General features: G+C 73.3%; 11 protein-coding genes. 4 read left to right on the forward strand and 7 right to left on the reverse strand.

What is annotated here, in order from left to right; all coding sequences use genetic code 11:
- Window positions 1-60: 60 nt before the first annotated feature.
- Both BS83_RS37715 and BS83_RS37720 read right to left on the reverse strand, forming a co-directional pair.
- Window positions 61-1,140: a PP2C family protein-serine/threonine phosphatase gene (locus BS83_RS37715; RefSeq protein ID WP_051944854.1), complete on the reverse strand. Its 1,080-nt coding sequence runs from the start codon at window positions 1,138-1,140 to the stop codon at window positions 61-63.
- A gap of 147 nt (window positions 1,141-1,287) precedes the next feature.
- Window positions 1,288-2,037, reverse strand: a complete 750-nt coding sequence (locus BS83_RS37720) for a prepilin peptidase (protein ID WP_051944857.1) — start codon at window positions 2,035-2,037, stop codon at window positions 1,288-1,290.
- 162 nt (window positions 2,038-2,199) lie between these two features.
- Between BS83_RS37720 and corA the strand changes: the two genes are divergently transcribed.
- A complete protein-coding gene (gene corA, locus BS83_RS37725) occupies window positions 2,200-3,363 on the forward strand; it encodes a magnesium/cobalt transporter CorA (RefSeq protein ID WP_037607781.1) in 1,164 nt (387 codons plus the stop codon).
- 98 nt (window positions 3,364-3,461) lie between these two features.
- Here the strand turns inward: corA and BS83_RS37730 are convergent, their stop codons facing one another.
- The 4 genes from BS83_RS37730 to BS83_RS37745 all read right to left on the reverse strand — a co-directional run bounded on the left by BS83_RS37730 (window position 3,462) and on the right by BS83_RS37745 (window position 10,107).
- Window positions 3,462-5,210 (reverse strand): mucoidy inhibitor MuiA family protein, encoded by a 1,749-nt coding sequence (locus BS83_RS37730; protein ID WP_051944859.1) that lies wholly within the window; start codon window positions 5,208-5,210, stop codon window positions 3,462-3,464.
- Complete coding sequence (locus tag BS83_RS37735) at window positions 5,207-7,255, reverse strand: DUF4139 domain-containing protein (protein ID WP_051944862.1); 2,049 nt, start codon at window positions 7,253-7,255, stop codon at window positions 5,207-5,209. Before BS83_RS37735 ends, BS83_RS37730 begins: the two co-directional genes overlap by 4 nt.
- A 382-nt stretch (window positions 7,256-7,637) precedes the next feature.
- Entirely contained in the window at window positions 7,638-9,359 is a 1,722-nt protein-coding gene (locus BS83_RS37740; protein WP_037607784.1) for a DUF885 domain-containing protein, read from the reverse strand.
- A gap of 43 nt (window positions 9,360-9,402) precedes the next feature.
- The gene (locus BS83_RS37745) at window positions 9,403-10,107 is read right to left on the reverse strand and encodes a rhomboid-like protein (protein WP_051944865.1); all 705 of its coding nucleotides are present in this window, start codon (window positions 10,105-10,107) and stop codon (window positions 9,403-9,405) included.
- 111 nt (window positions 10,108-10,218) lie between these two features.
- Here BS83_RS37745 and BS83_RS37750 point away from each other — a divergent pair, with 111 nt between their 5' ends.
- Both BS83_RS37750 and BS83_RS37755 read left to right on the forward strand, forming a co-directional pair.
- Window positions 10,219-11,139: an AurF N-oxygenase family protein gene (locus BS83_RS37750; RefSeq protein WP_051944868.1), complete on the forward strand. Its 921-nt coding sequence runs from the start codon at window positions 10,219-10,221 to the stop codon at window positions 11,137-11,139.
- A gap of 49 nt (window positions 11,140-11,188) precedes the next feature.
- Complete coding sequence (locus BS83_RS37755; protein WP_037607785.1) at window positions 11,189-11,938, forward strand: TetR/AcrR family transcriptional regulator; 750 nt, start codon at window positions 11,189-11,191, stop codon at window positions 11,936-11,938.
- 197 nt (window positions 11,939-12,135) lie between these two features.
- On the opposite strand, the gene BS83_RS37760 is transcribed toward BS83_RS37755, so the two are convergent.
- Window positions 12,136-12,999, reverse strand: coding sequence for a fumarylacetoacetate hydrolase family protein (locus tag BS83_RS37760; RefSeq protein ID WP_037607787.1), 864 nt, complete (start codon window positions 12,997-12,999; stop codon window positions 12,136-12,138).
- A 244-nt stretch (window positions 13,000-13,243) separates the two neighbouring features.
- On the opposite strand from BS83_RS37760, the gene BS83_RS37765 reads away from it, so the two are divergent.
- Window positions 13,244-15,550 carry an FdhF/YdeP family oxidoreductase gene (locus tag BS83_RS37765; protein WP_037607788.1) on the forward strand — a complete coding sequence of 769 codons (2,307 nt, stop codon included), beginning with the start codon at window positions 13,244-13,246 and terminating at the stop codon, window positions 15,548-15,550.
- Window positions 15,551-15,583 lie beyond the last annotated feature (33 nt).

Here is a 15,583-nt window from a genome sequence, read left to right on the forward strand (position 1 = left end):
TCGGTAACGAACTGTGCGCGGTTCGGGATGGGCACGAAGGGAACCCGGCGGAAGGCCCGATCACTCGGTGCGTTCCAGCACGAGGACCACGGCGTCGTCCTTGAGGTGTTCCGCCCAGACGGCCACGTCGTGCTCGATGAACTCCGCGATGCGGGCCGGCGTGCGGCGCTGCGCCGACCGCCCGGTGAAGGCCGCGCCCAGGCGGCCGCTGAGGGGGTAGAAGTTGTCCTCCGCATCCCGCGCCTCGGTGATGCCGTCGGAGTAGGCGACGAGCAGGTCGCCCTCGGCGAGCCGGTGGGTGACCTCGTGCTGCGCCGGGCTGCCGAGCATCGACCCGAGGCCCAGCGGGAGCGCGAAGGGCACGTCGAGCGGGCGGACCCCTTCGGCGTCCATGATCAGTACCGGGGGGTGGCCGCGGTTGAGCAGCCGGACGACGGGTTCGTCGGTGGGGAACTCCAGCAGCACCGCCGTCACGAAGAGTTCGTCGTCGTGCGCGTCGGCCGAGTCGAGCGCGAGGGCGTGCTCGATCCGTTCCGCGACGTCGGTCAGGGTCTCCTGCACGGCGGCCGCCTCCCGGAAGGTGGCCAGGGCGGTGGAGACGGTGGCGACCGCGCCGTTGCCCTTGCCCCGCACGTCACCCAGGATCATTCGGGTCCCCCAGGGCGACTGCCGGACGCCGTACAGGTCGCCGCCGACCAGGGCCTCGGAGTCGGCCGCGCGGTAGAAGCCGGCCAGCGCGACGACGCCCACCCGGCGCGGCAGCGGACGCAGCAGCGCCCGCTGCGCGGCCTCGGCGAGGGCCTGGACCCGTTCGAGCCGCTGGGACGAACGCTGGGTGCTGACCGTGAAGAAGATCGCGACCCCGGCGATCAGCGCGTTCGCCGCGAAGTCGACGAGGAAGTGGTTGCTGTACTCCCGCCCCTGGTCCACCTGGAGGGCGATCATGCCCAGGGCGCCGGTCACGGCGACCGCGACGACCCAGCGGATGCTGTAGTACAGCGCTGCGAGCGGCGTGGCCGCGCTGAGCAGCGACAGGTAGGAGAGCGCCGAGGGCGTCGTGAGTTCCAGGGTCACGCTGGCCGCGATGAGCGCCCAGGGCAGCGGAGCGAGCCACTGGGCGCGTCCAGCGGAGTCAGTCATACCCTCCTGATTACCACGCGCCCCGGCCCGCGCCCGGCAGCCGCTCTGACCGACGCCCGGGGTGAACGCGTGTGCGCGTCCTCGCACGCCCACCCGGCGGACGCGGCGGGCGACGGCACCCCCGCGGCGAGGGCGTCCCCACCGAGGTCAGACCAGCAGGGCCAGCAGGGCGCCGGTCATCAGGAAGGGTCCGAAGGCGAGCTGGCTGCGGCGGCCGACCCTGCGGGCGACGAGCAGGGCGACGGCCCAGACGCCGGCCAGCAGCATGGCGTAGACCGTGCCCGCCAGCACCGAGCGCCAGCCCAGGTAACCCAGCACCAGGCCGACCAGGGCCGACGCCTTCACGTCGCCGAGCCCCGCACCACCGAAGAGGGCCAGCAGGTAGTAAACGAACGCGAGCACGAGCGAGGCGAGGACGGCTCCGAGCAGCGGACCGCCCGCGCCGGGGAGGCAGAGCAGGAGCAGCAACAGCGGGTACGCCGGATACGTGAGCGCGTCCGGCAGACGGCGGAGGCGGGCGTCCAGCGCCGTGAGCGCGACGGCGACCAGCGCGAAGGCGACGTGCGCCGGGAGCCGCAGGGACCAGCCGTCGTGCAGGACGAGCGCGGCGACGGCGAGAGCCGCGCCCAGAGCGAGCGGGAGTGCGTCCGCGCGCAGCACCCCGAGCGTCTCGGCGTCGGGGCGCGGGAAGACGCGCAGCCACCGCCCCGCCTGCTCCGCGACGGCGGTGTCCCCGTCGTCGGGGCCGGCGGCGTCGGCGGTGTCGGCGTCGGCGGTGTCGGCGTCGGCGGTGTCCGCAGCGGTCTGCGCCTGGGCCTCCGGTACGTCGGCGGTCTCCCCCGCGACCCCGGACAGGGCGGCGGTGTCGGTGGCGGGTGCGGGGACGGCATCGGACATGGCGGCGCTCCGTTCTGCCCGGACCTGCGGGGCTGCCGGCCCGGTGACGCTCGGCGCAGGCGGTCGCTGTGGGGTCATCCTTGCGCAGGGTCGGTTCCGACGTGCTCGTTTTCGGCAAAGTACGACGAAGTCCGCTCATCGGGCGGCTGTTACTGTGCTGGGATGTTCCGTGATCTCCGTGATCTTCGTGCCGCCGTCCTGCCCCGCCGGGGCGCCGAGAAGGGGCCGGGCGCGCAGCCCGCACGCTCCGGGGAGGCGCTCGTCGACTGCGCGCTCTACCGCGACGGCAAGCGGGTGGAGAGCGCCTGCGTCGGCCGGGACGCCGTCGCCGAGGCGGCCGAGCGGCTGCGCGGCGGACGATGGCGCGGCAGGGACGAGCGGGGCGGCAAGGGCTTCGTCTGGATAGGCCTGTTCGAACCCACGCAGCAGGAGTTCGCCGGCATCGCCGAGCTCTTCGGGCTGCACCCGCTCGCCGTCGAGGACGCGGTCAACGCCCACCAGCGGCCCAAGCTGGAGCGCTACGGCGACGTGCTGTTCACGGTGTTCAAGACCATCCGCTACGTCGAACACGACCACCTGACGCCGACGAGCGACGTGGTCGACACCGGCGAGGTGATGGCCTTCCTCGGCACCGACTTCGTCATCACGGTGCGCCACGGCCGGCACGGCGGGCTGAGTCCGCTGCGGCGGGAGCTGGAGCAGAACCCGACGCAGCTGGCCAAGGGCCCCTCGGCGGTGCTGCACGCGCTGGCCGACCACGTGGTGGACGACTACCTCGACGTCATCGAGCGGCTGCAGACCGACGTCGACGAGATCGAGGAGAGCGTCTTCTCCAGCCGCCGCAGCTCCGACGCCGGCCGGATCTACCAACTCAAGCGCGAGGTCCTGGAGTTCAAGCGGGCCTGTGTGCCGATGGAGCGGCCGCTGGCACGGCTCGCGGGCATCGGCCTGGGCACGGGGGTCGCCGCGCAGACGGCCGAGGCCGACGCGGGACCGGTCTCGCCGGAGGTGCGTCCGTACTTCCGCGACGTGGCGGACCACCTCGCCAGGGTCAACGAGCGGGTGGCCGGCTTCGACGAACTGCTCAACTCGATCCTGCAGGCCAACCTGGCGCAGGTCTCGGTGACCCAGAACGAGGACATGCGGAAGATCACCGCTTGGGCGGCGATCCTCGCGGTGCCCACCATGGTCTGCGGCGTCTACGGCATGAACTTCACCAACATGCCCGAGCTGCACTGGCGCTGGGGCTATCCGACGGTGATGGTCGCGATGGTCGCGGTCTGTGCGGGACTCTGGCGGATGTTCAAGAAGAACGACTGGCTGTAGCGCCCGCGGACCGACCATCGGGCCCGCCGCCGGGCCGGCGGGCCGAAGGGCCGACACCGGCCCGGCGGCTCGCGGGCCCCTCGGCCCGTTCCGGCCGCTCAGTCGGGCATGGCGACGCTGCGCGCGGCGACGAGGTCGTAGCGCAGCAGCAGCGAACGGCGCTCGTCGGGGGCGAGCGTGAGCTCCCAGCGCACGATGCCGTCCGCGTCGACGGCGTCGGGCGGCGGGGCCGTCCGCTCCTTGTCGACGCGGACCTCCACTGCCGCGACCTCCGAGACCGGGATCCGCTCGCGCAGCACCACGCGGGCCTCGCCCGCACCGGGGGGCGCGAAACGCGAGAGCGAGACGCCGACCTCCCGGCTGCGCACCGACCGGCCGGTGAGCGCCCCGGTGAGGGTGCCCGAACCGCGCGCCTCGGTGACGGTGCGCACCACCCTGAAGGTGTCCTCGCTGCCGAAGCACAGCTCGGCGGGCGCGTCTGCGGCGGTGAAACGCAGCTCGCCGCGGCCGACGAAGCCGCTGCCGCGGACGAGGTCGACCGGCCCGGAGAGCAGCACCTGGCCGCTGGTGTTACGGAAGCGCGCGGTCCGGAACACCAGCGGCGAGAGCTCGGGCGCGCAGCTCAGTTCCAGCGTCGCGGCCGACTCCGACCGGCCGAGCGGGACGCGGTGGGCGCGCCCGTCGCTGGGCAGCGTCACCGGCTGCGCCACGACGAGGCGTCGGGCCTCCCCGCCGTCGTCGACGCCCGGGAGGGTGGAGAGCACGGCCGGGACGGGCCCCGCTCCCTCCCCCATGCTCTCCGGGCTGTCCGGGCCCTCGGGGCCGAGGTCGGGGATCTCGACCTCCCGCAGGTCGACCTCGATGGTCCGGCGTTCCTCCGCGCTGCGGTCGCGCAGCGTGAGCAGGTCCTGCGGCAGGTGGGGCGGCGCTGCGGCACGGGCGGGGCGGGCGGTGGAGAGGGTGACCGTGACATCGGTCCACGGCTCACCCGTGCGCTGCCAGAGGAACGCGTCGCGCTCCAGCTGGAGTCGCCCGGTGTCGCCCTCGTCGAGCGTGGCGCGGTAGGCGGGACGCCACAGCGCGCAGGGCACGAGGTGGTGGACCGTCAGCTCGACGGCGGTGTCCGCGGGAGGCGGCGTCCCGCCGCCGATCTCGATCGTGGCCTCCAGGTGCGCGGTCAGCACCATCGGTCGGTCCTCGGCCTGCTCCCAGGCCACTTGGGCCTCGATCAGCTTCTGCTTGAGCTTGGTGAGGCGGAAGCGTGCGGCGCGCACCGCCTCCGCCTGGGCGTCCTGGGCGGCCTCGGCGCGGTCCAGACGCTCGGCCCAGGCCTCCGGCCGGGTCTCCCCCGCCCCCGCGCCCTCGGTGATCTCCCGTCGCAGCTCGGGCAGCAGCTGGTCCAGCACCGCCGCCCGGCTCTCGTTGCGCGCCAGGTCCAACTCGGCCACGCGCAGTTGCTCGGAGAGCTCGTGGACGCGGCGTTCCACCTCCGGGGCGTCCGCCGCCGGGCCGCCGACGGCGGAGGCGGGCGGCTCGGCCGACCAGCGCCGGACCACGCGCAGTTCGAGCACGCGACCGGGCTCGCGTCCGTCCCGAGCGGCGACCGGGACCACGCTCAACTCGCCACGCAGCGAGCGGTCCACGGTGAGCGGCGTGACCGGGCCGAGCCGCAGCCGGTGGACGCCCGGCGGCAGGGCGCCCAGCAGGGCGGTGCGGGTGAGCTCGGCGCGGTCCTCCAGCAGCGTCGCGGCGGTGACCGGAAGCGGGAGCGGGGCGGCGTCGGCGGTCGGAACGGCCTGCGGCGTCCGCCCGGTCGGCGTGGTCCGGGGCGGGTGCGACTCGGTCATGCGTCCCTCCGGTTGCCGCCGAGAACGGCCTTGTCGGCCGGAAGGCGGAGCTCGTAGCCGCCCCGCAGGGCGGTGGTGCCTCCTGGCGGGACGGCGACCCGCCAGCGGCGCAGCCCGCGGCGCCGCTCCGGGTCCTCCTCCGGCGGAACGACGGTCCAGGGCGGTGCGGCCACGGCGTCCTCGATCCTCACGTCCCTGTCGTCGCTGACCGGGACCCGTTCGAGGATCTCCAGCGAGATCGCGCGGCCGAGACGGTTGACGACGTCGATCTCCACCGCGCGGGCGACCACGCTGGTGCCGCCGCGCAGACCGGTGGTCGACTCCTCGGTACGGGTGCGGCGGGCGACGCGCACGCCCTCCTCGACGCCGATCCCGATCCGCCGGCTCTGGCCGGGGGCGAGCGGAGGCAACTGCACGGTGGCGGTGTACTGACCGTCGACCAGCACGTCGACGGGGCCGGCGAGCAGCGGGTGGCGGCTGGTGTTGGCCACCTCGACGGCGGCGTAGACCTGCGGGTCCAGCGCGGGCACGCAGAGGTGCTGCTGGGTCAGTCCGACCGGGAAGTCGTCGACGGGCACGCTGTGCCAGGCCCCGTCCGAGGGCACGTCGACCGGCGCGGCGGCCTCGAACCGGTAGGCGAAGGACGCCTGCAGGCGGTTGACCGGCACCGCATGCCGCGGCGCGGCGAGCGAACCCACGGCCTGGGCCCGGCGCCGGTACTCGGCCCGGACCGGCGAACTCCCGTCGGCAGCGCCGGGATCGGGCACGAGCGTGCCGCGGGTCCCGGGGTCGGCGGTGGGGCCGAGCAGCACCAGGTCGGCGTAGTCGCCGAGTGCCGCGTCGAGCACGGGCGGAGGCGGCGGGGGCGGTGCGGCCGCCGGCATCGGCATGGACGCCTGGGGAGCCGCCCCGAAGGCCATGGGCGGCGGTCCACCGGGCGCCGCGGGCATCGGGCCCCGAACCATGGGCGGAGGCGGCGCGTACCCCACGGCCGCGGCGGGCGCGACCATGGCCTTGCGCGCCGAGCGCACGACGCCACCTGCACCCGCGCCTGCGCCACCGGCCACGGCGATCGCGCCGACGCCGAAGCCCGCATGCCGTACGGGCGGAGTGCTGCTCTCGTAACCGGCGAAGAGCTCGGACAGCCCGGCCGGGGGTTCGCGCCATATCGGGACGACCGCCTCGTCCTGACGTCGCCCGATGCGGATCGAGCGCAGCTCGGGCAGGGTGGTCCGACGCTGCAGGTCCGCGGTGGAGAGGCTGAGCCGGACCCCGGTCCAGTCCTCACCGGTCCGCTGGGCGACGTTCGCCCGCAGCGCGAGCCCGCCGACGCCGGTCTCCTGGGCGAGGCTGAGCTGGTAGGCGGGGAACCAGGTGGCGCCGGGGACGATGTACTCCAACTCCAGCTCGAACTCCCGCGCGTCGTCGGAGTCGTCGGAGTCGTCCGCGGCGTCCGCGGCGTCCTCGTCCTGCGTGCGGGTGACGGTGACGACGGCGTCGACGGTGGTCCGGGTGGACTCGGTCGTCAGCGCGTCGGAGGCCTCGGCCAGGCGCTGGGAGGCGGCCTCGTGCTCGTGCTCGGCGAGGGTCAGCGCGTCCTCGGCGGCGAGCAGCCGCGTGTGCAGGGAGGCGAGGCGTTCGTCGACGAACGCGGCGAGCTCGATCACCGCGTCGAGCGGTGCGGAGCGCGGCGGGTCGCCGCGGCGGGGTGTCGGCGGGACGGCGCGGAACGCCGCGGTGGCGTCGACGTGTGCGGCGATCCGGTCCCGCCGCGCACGGGCGGCGTCGTAGGCCTCCTCGGCGGCGTCGACGTCCCGCTGCAGGGTCGCGAGCCGCTCCTCCTCGACGACCTCCGCCCGGATCTCCCGGCGTGCGTCGGTCACCCGGAGGGCGGCGGGCCCGCCGAGGAGCCGCGCCCGGAGCGACTGCGTGTCCATCGCGATCGGGAGCCCGGCCACCCGGATCCGCGTGACGCGCCCGGTGGGCGCGAAGACGAGGCGTCGGCGACAGACCGCGCCGACAGCATGGACGGTGACGGAGTCCAACCGCGACTCCCCAACCACTTCGCGCTCCACCTGACCCCCTCCGGTAACCGTGGCCTTCACGGTAACCCCAACGAGGGATCCCCTCCCGAAGTGCGCACGAAAAGCCCGAAAGCGTCGCGCGCACCCGGCAGAGCCGGCCTGCGGCGCGAGCAGGCCGGAACCCGTCGCGCCGACGGGCCCGTTGCACCCATCGGGGGCGCGGGGCTCTGCTTGATGAACTGCGTTCGCGAGGAACCACCCTGTGCGGATGGCCCTGCGCGTGCGGCGACTCGCCACACAGGGTGGCTTGTCGCGCACGCAGTCCATCGAGCAGAGCCCCGCGCCCATGGGGAGTTGCCACTGCCCCGAAGCGATGAGCGGTCGCGCCCCGAGGTGGGTGCCGCTACAGCGCAGTCAGCTCCGCCACCAGGTCGTCGAGGCCGAAGGAGCCCTGCGCGAGAGCGCGCATGTGCCAGGCCTTCAGGTCGAAGGTCTCGCCGCGGGCCTCCGCCGCGGCCTGCGCGGCGGCACGGCCCGCGCGCCACGCGCGCTCGCCGAGCTTGTAGCCGATGGCCTGGCCCGGCCAGCCCAGGTAGCGGACGATCTCGCTCTCCCGCATCTCCGCGGGACTGCCGCTGTACGCGGCGAAGAACTCCGCGGCCAGCTCCGGCGTCCAGGTCTCGCCCGGGCGGAACGGCGCGTCGGCCGGGATGACCATGCCGAGGTGCATGCCGATGTCCATGATCACGCGGATCGTGCGCAGCATCTGCTCGTCGAGGAAGCCGAGGCGGCGCGCCGGGTCCTCGAAGAAGCCGAGCTCGTCCATCAGGCGCTCCGCGTACAGCGCCCAGCCCTCCAGGTTCGCGCTCACCGCGCCGAGGGTGACCTGGTAGGTGGAGAGCGAGTCCGCCGCCGCCACCCAGGAGGCCAGCTGCAGGTGGTGGCCGGGAACGCCCTCGTGGTACCAGGTGCTGACGAGCTGCCAGGTCGGGAAGGACTCCCGGTCCAGCGTCGGCAGCCAGGTGCGGCCGGGGCGGGAGAAGTCCAGGCTCGGCTGCGAGTAGTAGGGCGCCGCCGCGCTGCCCGCGGGGGCGATGCGGGACTCGACGCGGCGGATCCGTCCCTGGATGTCGAAGTGCGTGCCGTCCAGGGCCTCGATGGCCTCGTCCATGATGTTCTGCAGCCAGGCGCGGATCTCCTCCACGCCCTCGATGGCGTGGCCCGCGGTCTCCAGGTACTCGACGGCCTCCATCGGCGTCGCACCGGGCTTCACCTTCGCGGCCTCGGCCTGTATCTCGGCGTTGAGGCGGTGGAACTCGGTCCACGCCCAGCTGTAGGCCTCGTCGAGGTCCAGGTCCGCGCCGGTGTGGAAGCGGGCGGAGCGGAGGTAGAGGTCACGTCCCGCGGTGTCGGGGCGGTTCGCGGCGACCGGCGCGTAGGTGCCGCGCAGCCAGGCGCGGAACTCCGCGACCGCGGCGGCCGCCGACTCGGCGGCGGTGTCGAGGGCGGCGCGGTGCGCGGCGGGGCAGTCCTGGGCGAAGGAGGCGTACCAGTTGTTCTCGTCCTCGAACCAGGTGCCGAGCTGGCCCAGGACGGTCTCCACCTGACGCGGCCCGCTCACCAGGTCGCGGCGGAGGCCCTCGGCCAGGGTCTCCTGGTAGCCGCGGAGCGACTCGGCGATGTTGGCCATCCGGCTGACGTGGACGGCCCAGTCCGCCTCGGTCTCGCTCGGCGTCGAGGAGAAGATCTCGCGGGGCCAGTGGACCGGCGAGGCGATGTTGTTCAGCGAACGCAGGTGGTCGCCGGCGTCATGGACGGCGAGCTCGGCGGTCAGCCGCTCGCGCAGCAACCGGGCGCAGGCGGACTCCGCAGGTGCGGCGGACGCCTCGGCCGGCAGCTCGTCAAGACGCGCCAGGGCCTCGCGGGCGAGCTCGGCGGCGGCCTCGAAGCCGGCCGGGGTGAGGTCGGGTTGACGCGGGTCGGTCGGGTTGACGCCGAGCTCCGCGGCCACGATCGGGTTCAGGGTGACCATCGCGTCGACATAGGCGTCTGCGATCTGTCGCGGCGTCGCCGGACGGTCCCCGGACGCGGCCTGCGGGGACGTGGTGAGGGAATCTGCAGCCATGCCCGTCATCCTGCACCACGGAGAGGGGTGCCACACCTGCCATTCACGGTTCCGCCCGGCGGAAGGATGCGCGCTCCTCGACGGGCGCGCTCCGGCGTGCGCGCCCGAACGTCCGCCGCAGCAGGTCCGGGGTCCACGAACCGCCAGGCCGGCGGCGGGTCAGGGGGTAGCAGGCGACACCGATCAGGTAGGCGCAGAGATGGCCCAGGTTGGTGAAGTTGGTGCTCACGCCGAGCAGCACGCCGTAGAAGGCCGTGGCCGCACCGAGGTACCACCACCGCCACGGCCGGGCCAGGGCCCAGACCAGTACGCCGACGCCGCCCGACAGTCCGTAGCTGACGCCGATGTCGACGACGAACTCCTCCCGGCGCGGAAGCATGTGCGCATCGATGAGCAGCCGCACCGTGCCCTCGCTGATCAGCGTGGCGCCCACATGGGCGAGCACCACGACGAGCAGCCAGCGGAGGGTGCCGAGCCAGCGCTCGGCGGGCACCAGGAAGAGGTTGAACATCAAGAACCAGAAGAAGAAGCTGGGCGTCTGGGTCCAGAACGCGCTGCTGACCAGCACTTTGACGGGGTGGTGGCTGAGCCCGGCCAGGTTGGTGCTGTGCGTGCGCAGGTACCAGTGCCGGTAGCGGGGTGACATCTGGGTCAGCGCGATCGTGTTGAGACCGAGCACCAGCAGCCACAGGTACGTGCCGGGCGCGGCGCGGACGTAGGACCAGGCCCGGTGGGCGGCACGGATCATGGGGCCATTCTGCACAGATGACCTGTGTGTCCGCTGATGCCCGGATGGCGCGCCGGAGATGATGACGCGCCGCCCATTGACAGCGTTGCTGACAAGCAGTCTCATAACAGCATGGCGACGACGACCTCACCGAGCGCAGGAGGCTCCCCGCTCAGCGACCGCGAGCAGGTCGCCGAGCGCCTGCTGGCTGCCTCCGCCCGGCACTCCTTCGATCCCGACACCGAGCTGGACTGGGACGCGCCGCTCGTCCCCGGGCTCTGGTTCATGCCCGCCCACCTGGTCTCCCTCTACGGCACCCCGCTCTGGGAGCGGATGAGCGAGGAGCAGCGGATCGAGCTCTCGCGCCACGAGTCCGCGAGCATCGCCTCGGCCGGCATCTGGTTCGAGATCATCCTGATGCAGCTCCTCGCCCGTCACATCTACGCCATGGACCCGCGCACCGGTCACGTCCGCTACGCCCTGACCGAGGTCGCGGACGAGTGCCGGCACTCGAAGATGTTCGCCAGGCTGATCACCAAGCTGGACACCCCCTGGTACGGACCGAGCGGCACGACGCGGTTCCTCGGCCGGATCATGAAGACGACGGCCCCGACCCCGGCCGCGTTCATGGCCACGCTGCTGGCGGAGGAGATCCTCGACCGCACCCAGCGGGTCACCTTCCCCGACGAGACCGTGCAGCCGCTGCTGCGCGGGGTCACCCGGATCCACGTGGTCGAGGAGTCCCGCCACGTCCGCTACGCCCGCGAGGAGCTGCGCCGGCAGATGGCGGCGGCCCCGGCCTGGGAGCGCGCGTACACCCGGCTGACCTCGGGCGAGTCGGCGGTGGTGGTCTCGCGCTCGTTGATCCACCCGAAGGTCTACGGGGCGGTCGGCCTGGACATCGGCGAGGCGCTGCGGCAGGCACGCGGGAGCGAGCACCGGCGGGAGACGCTGCGCTGGTCCGCCGAGAAGCTGGTGGAGTTCCTGGAGGAGATCGGGGTGATCCGCGGCCGCGCGGCGCGGGCGCGGTGGCGACAGTCGGGCCTGCTGTGACCTCGCGCGTGCGGGCTTGAAGGCAGGCCGCAGGCCGTAGGGTGGGTGGGTGACCCGAGCGACCGCCGACGAGACTCCCGCGACCGCGCCGCGCGCCCGCCGCGGACCGTACCGGCGGCTGCCGGTGGAGCAGCGCCGCGAGCAGTTGATCGCGGTGGCGCTCGAACTCTTCAGCCGGCACGCGCCGGAGGAGGTCTCGCTGGACGAGGTCGCCGCGGCGGCGGGCGCGTCGCGCCCGCTGGTCTACCGCTACTTTCCCGGCGGGAAGCAGCAGTTGTACGAGGCCGCGCTGCGCACCGCGGCGGACGAGCTGAGCAGCCGCTTCATAGAGCCGTCGGAGGGCACGCCCACCGAACGCCTGGCGCACGTGCTGGACCGCTACTTCTCCTTCGTCAGCGAGCACGCGGCAGGGTACGGCGCGCTGCTGCGCGGGGGCTCCGCGGTGGAGACGCAGCGGACGACGGCGATGGTGGACGAGGTCCGCAGGGCCGCGTTCGCGAGCATCGTGGAGCATCTTGAGGTCGACGCACCGGGACCGCGGCTCGGCCTGCTGATCCGCTCGTGGGTGGCGGTCGTCGAGGCGGCGGCGCTGACCTGGCTGGACGAGGGCGACGTCGGCAGCATCGAGTCGCTGCGCGACTGGCTGGTGGACGAGTTCGTGGCGATGTTCGCGGTGACGGCCCTCCACGACCCCCAGAGCGCGACCGTCCTGCGCCGCCTCCTCGCCCACTACGACGGCGCGGGCCCGGGCGCCCAGCTCATCGAAGGCCTCGGCGGCCTCCTCCTGCCGGAGGCGTAGGGCTCCACGCCTACCGGCGGTTGCAGCACGCAAGGGGGCGCGAGGAACCGCGCGAGCAACCACCCCGTGCGGATGGCCCTGCGCATTGAGGACCACCCGCATGCCGGTGGCTTGTCGCGCAGCTCCCCGCGCCCCTGGACAGTGCGACTCACCCTCCGCCCGAGAGCCCGCGACCGCGCGCCGGAGGCGCGGAGGGACTACGCCTTGCCGAGGGGTTGGCGTTGGGCGCCGAGGCCGTCGATTTCGAGGTGCATGACGTCGCCCGGGCGGAGCCACGGCTGGCCCGGGGTGCCCATGGCGACGCCCGCCGGGGTGCCCGTGTTCACCACGTCGCCCGGGTGGAGGACCATGAACTGGCTGAGGTACCAGACCACGTGGTGGACGCCGAAGATCATGTTCGCCGTCGAGCCGTTCTGCCGGAGCTCGCCGTTGACGCGGAGGCGCAACCCCAGGGCCTGGGGGTCGGCGACCTCGTCCGAGGTGACCAGCCAGGGCCCCATCGGGTTGAAGGTCTCGCAGGACTTGCCCTTGTCCCAGGTGCCGCCGCGCTCCAGCTGCCACTCGCGCTCGGAGACGTCGTTGGTGATCGTGTAACCGGCGATCACCGCGGCCGCGTCCTCCGGCGAAGCCAGGTAACGGGCCTCCGCGCCGATGACGACGGCGAGCTCGATCTCGTAGTCCGTCTTCTCGCTGCCGCGTGGGACCAGGACCTCGTCGTCGGGGCCGACGACGGTGTCGGGGGCCTTCATGAAGACGACCGGCTCCGCCGGGATCGCCGCGCCGGTCTCGGCGGCGTGGTCGCTGTAGTTGAGGCCGATGCAGACGACCTTGCCCGGGCGCGCCACCGGCGCGCCGACGCGCCGGCCGGCCAGCGGCACCAGCGGGAACTCGCCCGCCTCCGCGCGCGCGGCGATCTCCGCGCGGCGCTCGGCCGTGAGCGAGGCGAGAAACGTGCCGTCGATGTCCGGCGTGAGCCCGGACAGGTCGAAGGCGCTCGCCGCGTCCGCGGCGAGCAGCGCGGGCCGCTCGGCGCCCGCCGGTCCTATACGCAGGAAACGCACCTGCGATCACCCACCTTGCGATCGGGACGGTCCGGTCGCCCACCGTCGCTTGGAGATAAGAGATCCGTTTCTATCAAAGGGTTCTGTACGCACCGAGGGGCAGCCCGGCATACGGACGGGTAACCAACGGGACGGCAAAAACTGAATGGGCCCATTCACTGCTCCGGCCGGAGATGACAGGATGGTCCGGACGTCGGCGACAAGACGACCGCACAGAAGACCGCACAGGTGAAAGGTGAGGCGCATGGCCCGCAAGGCTCCCGCGACGGACCCGGCGCAGGACGCGCCCTCGACCGGCATGCCGCAGCACGCCGCGGCCGGCCTTCCCGCACTGCGGCACACCACACAGATCGCCGCCGCGCAGATGGGCCTGCCCCGCGCGGTCAAGACGCTGCTCAAGCTGAACCAGCCGGACGGCTTCGACTGCCCCGGCTGCGCCTGGCCCGAGCCGGACCACACCCACGTCGCCGAGTTCTGCGAGAACGGCGCGAAGGCCGTCGCCGAGGAGGCGACGCTGCGCACGGTCGGGCCGGCGTTCTTCGCCGAGCACCCGGTGGCGCAGCTCGCCGAGCGCAGCGGCTACTGGCTGGGCCAGCAGGGGCGTCTCACCACGCCGATGCTGCTGGACGAGGGGGCCACCCACTACACGCCGGTCTCCTGGGAGGACGCGCTGCAGCTGGTCGCGGACGAGCTGCAGGCGCTGGACTCCGCCGACGAGGCCGCGTTCTACACCTCGGGCCGCACCTCCAACGAGGCCGCCTTCGTCTACCAGCTCTTCGCCCGCCAGCTCGGCACCAACAACCTGCCGGACTGCTCGAACATGTGCCACGAGTCCTCCGGCTCGGCGCTCACCGAGACGCTCGGCGTCGGCAAGGGCAGCGTCAGCCTGAAGGACCTCTACCAGGCGGATCTGATCATCGTCGCCGGGCAGAACCCCGGCACCAACCACCCGCGGATGCTCTCCGCCCTGGAGCGCGCCAAGCGCGCGGGCGCGACGATCGTCAGCGTGAACCCGCTGCCCGAGGCCGGTCTGGAGCGGTTCAAGAACCCGCAGAACGCGCGCGGCCTGGTCGGCGGCGGCACCAAGCTGACCGACCTGTTCCTGCAGATCCGGCTCGGCGGCGACCTGGCGCTCTTCCGTGCACTGAACCTGCTGCTGCTGGAGGCCGAGGACAAGGACCCCGGCACGGTCCTGGACCGGGCCTTCATCGAGGAGCACTGCGCCGGGTTCGAGGAGTTCGCCGCCGAGGCCCGCGCGACCGACTGGGACGAGGTGCACGCGGCCACCGGGCTGCCGGACAGCCAGATCCTTGAGCTGGCCGAGCTGGTGCTGAAGTCCGAGAAGGTCATCGTCTGCTGGGCCATGGGCCTGACGCAGCACCAGCACTCGGTGCCCACGATCCGCGAGGTCGTCAACTTCCTGCTGCTGCGCGGCAACGTGGGCCGTCCCGGGGCCGGGGTCTGCCCGGTGCGCGGGCACAGCAACGTACAGGGCGACCGGACCATGGGCATCTTCGAGCGGCCCAGCACCGCCTTCCTGGACGCGCTCGGCAAGGAGTTCCACTTCGAGCCGCCGCGCGAGCACGGCCTGGACGTGGTGGACACGATCCGGGGCATGCGCGACGGCAAGGTCAAGGTCTTCTTCGCCATGGGCGGCAACTTCGTCGCGGCCTCCCCCGACACCGAGGTCACCGAGGCGGCCATGCGCGGCTGCCGGCTGACCGTGCACGTGTCCACGAAGCTGAACCGCTCCCACGTGGTCACCGGCTCGCGCGCGCTGATCCTGCCGACGCTCGGCCGCACCGACCTGGACCGGCAGGCCTCGGGGCCGCAGCAGGTCACCGTCGAGGACTCGATGGGCATGGTGCACGCCTCCCGCGGCGCGCTCCGGCCGCCCGCGCCCGAGCTGCACTCCGAGGTCGCCATCGTCTGCCGGCTGGCCCGCCGCACCCTCGGCCCGAAGAACACCGTGCCGTGGGAGGACTTCAACGCCTCCTACAGCAACATCCGCGACCGCATCGCGCGGGTGGTCCCCGGCTTCGAGAACTACAACACCAAGATCCAGTCGCCCGGCGGCTTCGCCCTCCCGCACGCCCCGCGCGACAAGCGGGCCTTCCCCACCACGACGGGCAAGGCCAACTTCACGGTGAACACGATGACCGCGCCGGTCGTCCCCGAGGGCCGGCTGCTGCTGCAGACGCTGCGCTCGCACGACCAGTACAACACCACGATCTACGGCCTCGACGACCGCTACCGCGGCATCACCGGCGGCCGCAGGGTCGTCCTGCTGCACCCGGAGGACGCCGCGGCGCACGGGGTCGCCGAAGGCGCCTACGTGGACCTGGTCAGCGAGTGGACCGACGGCGTGGAGCGGCGTGCGCCGCACTTCCGGGTCGTGCACTACCCGACCACCCGCGGCTGCGCGGCGGCGTACTACCCGGAGACGAACGTGCTGGTCCCGCTGGACAGCACGGCCGCCACCAGCAACACCCCGACCTCCAAGTCGGTCGTGATCAGGCTGGAGCCCGACTCGCAGCCCGGCGCGGAGTAGGGAGCGGGACGACGCGACGGCGGGCGGCACCCT

The sequence above is a fragment of the Streptacidiphilus rugosus AM-16 genome, from assembly GCF_000744655.1.
Classification (GTDB): domain Bacteria; phylum Actinomycetota; class Actinomycetes; order Streptomycetales; family Streptomycetaceae; genus Streptacidiphilus; species Streptacidiphilus rugosus.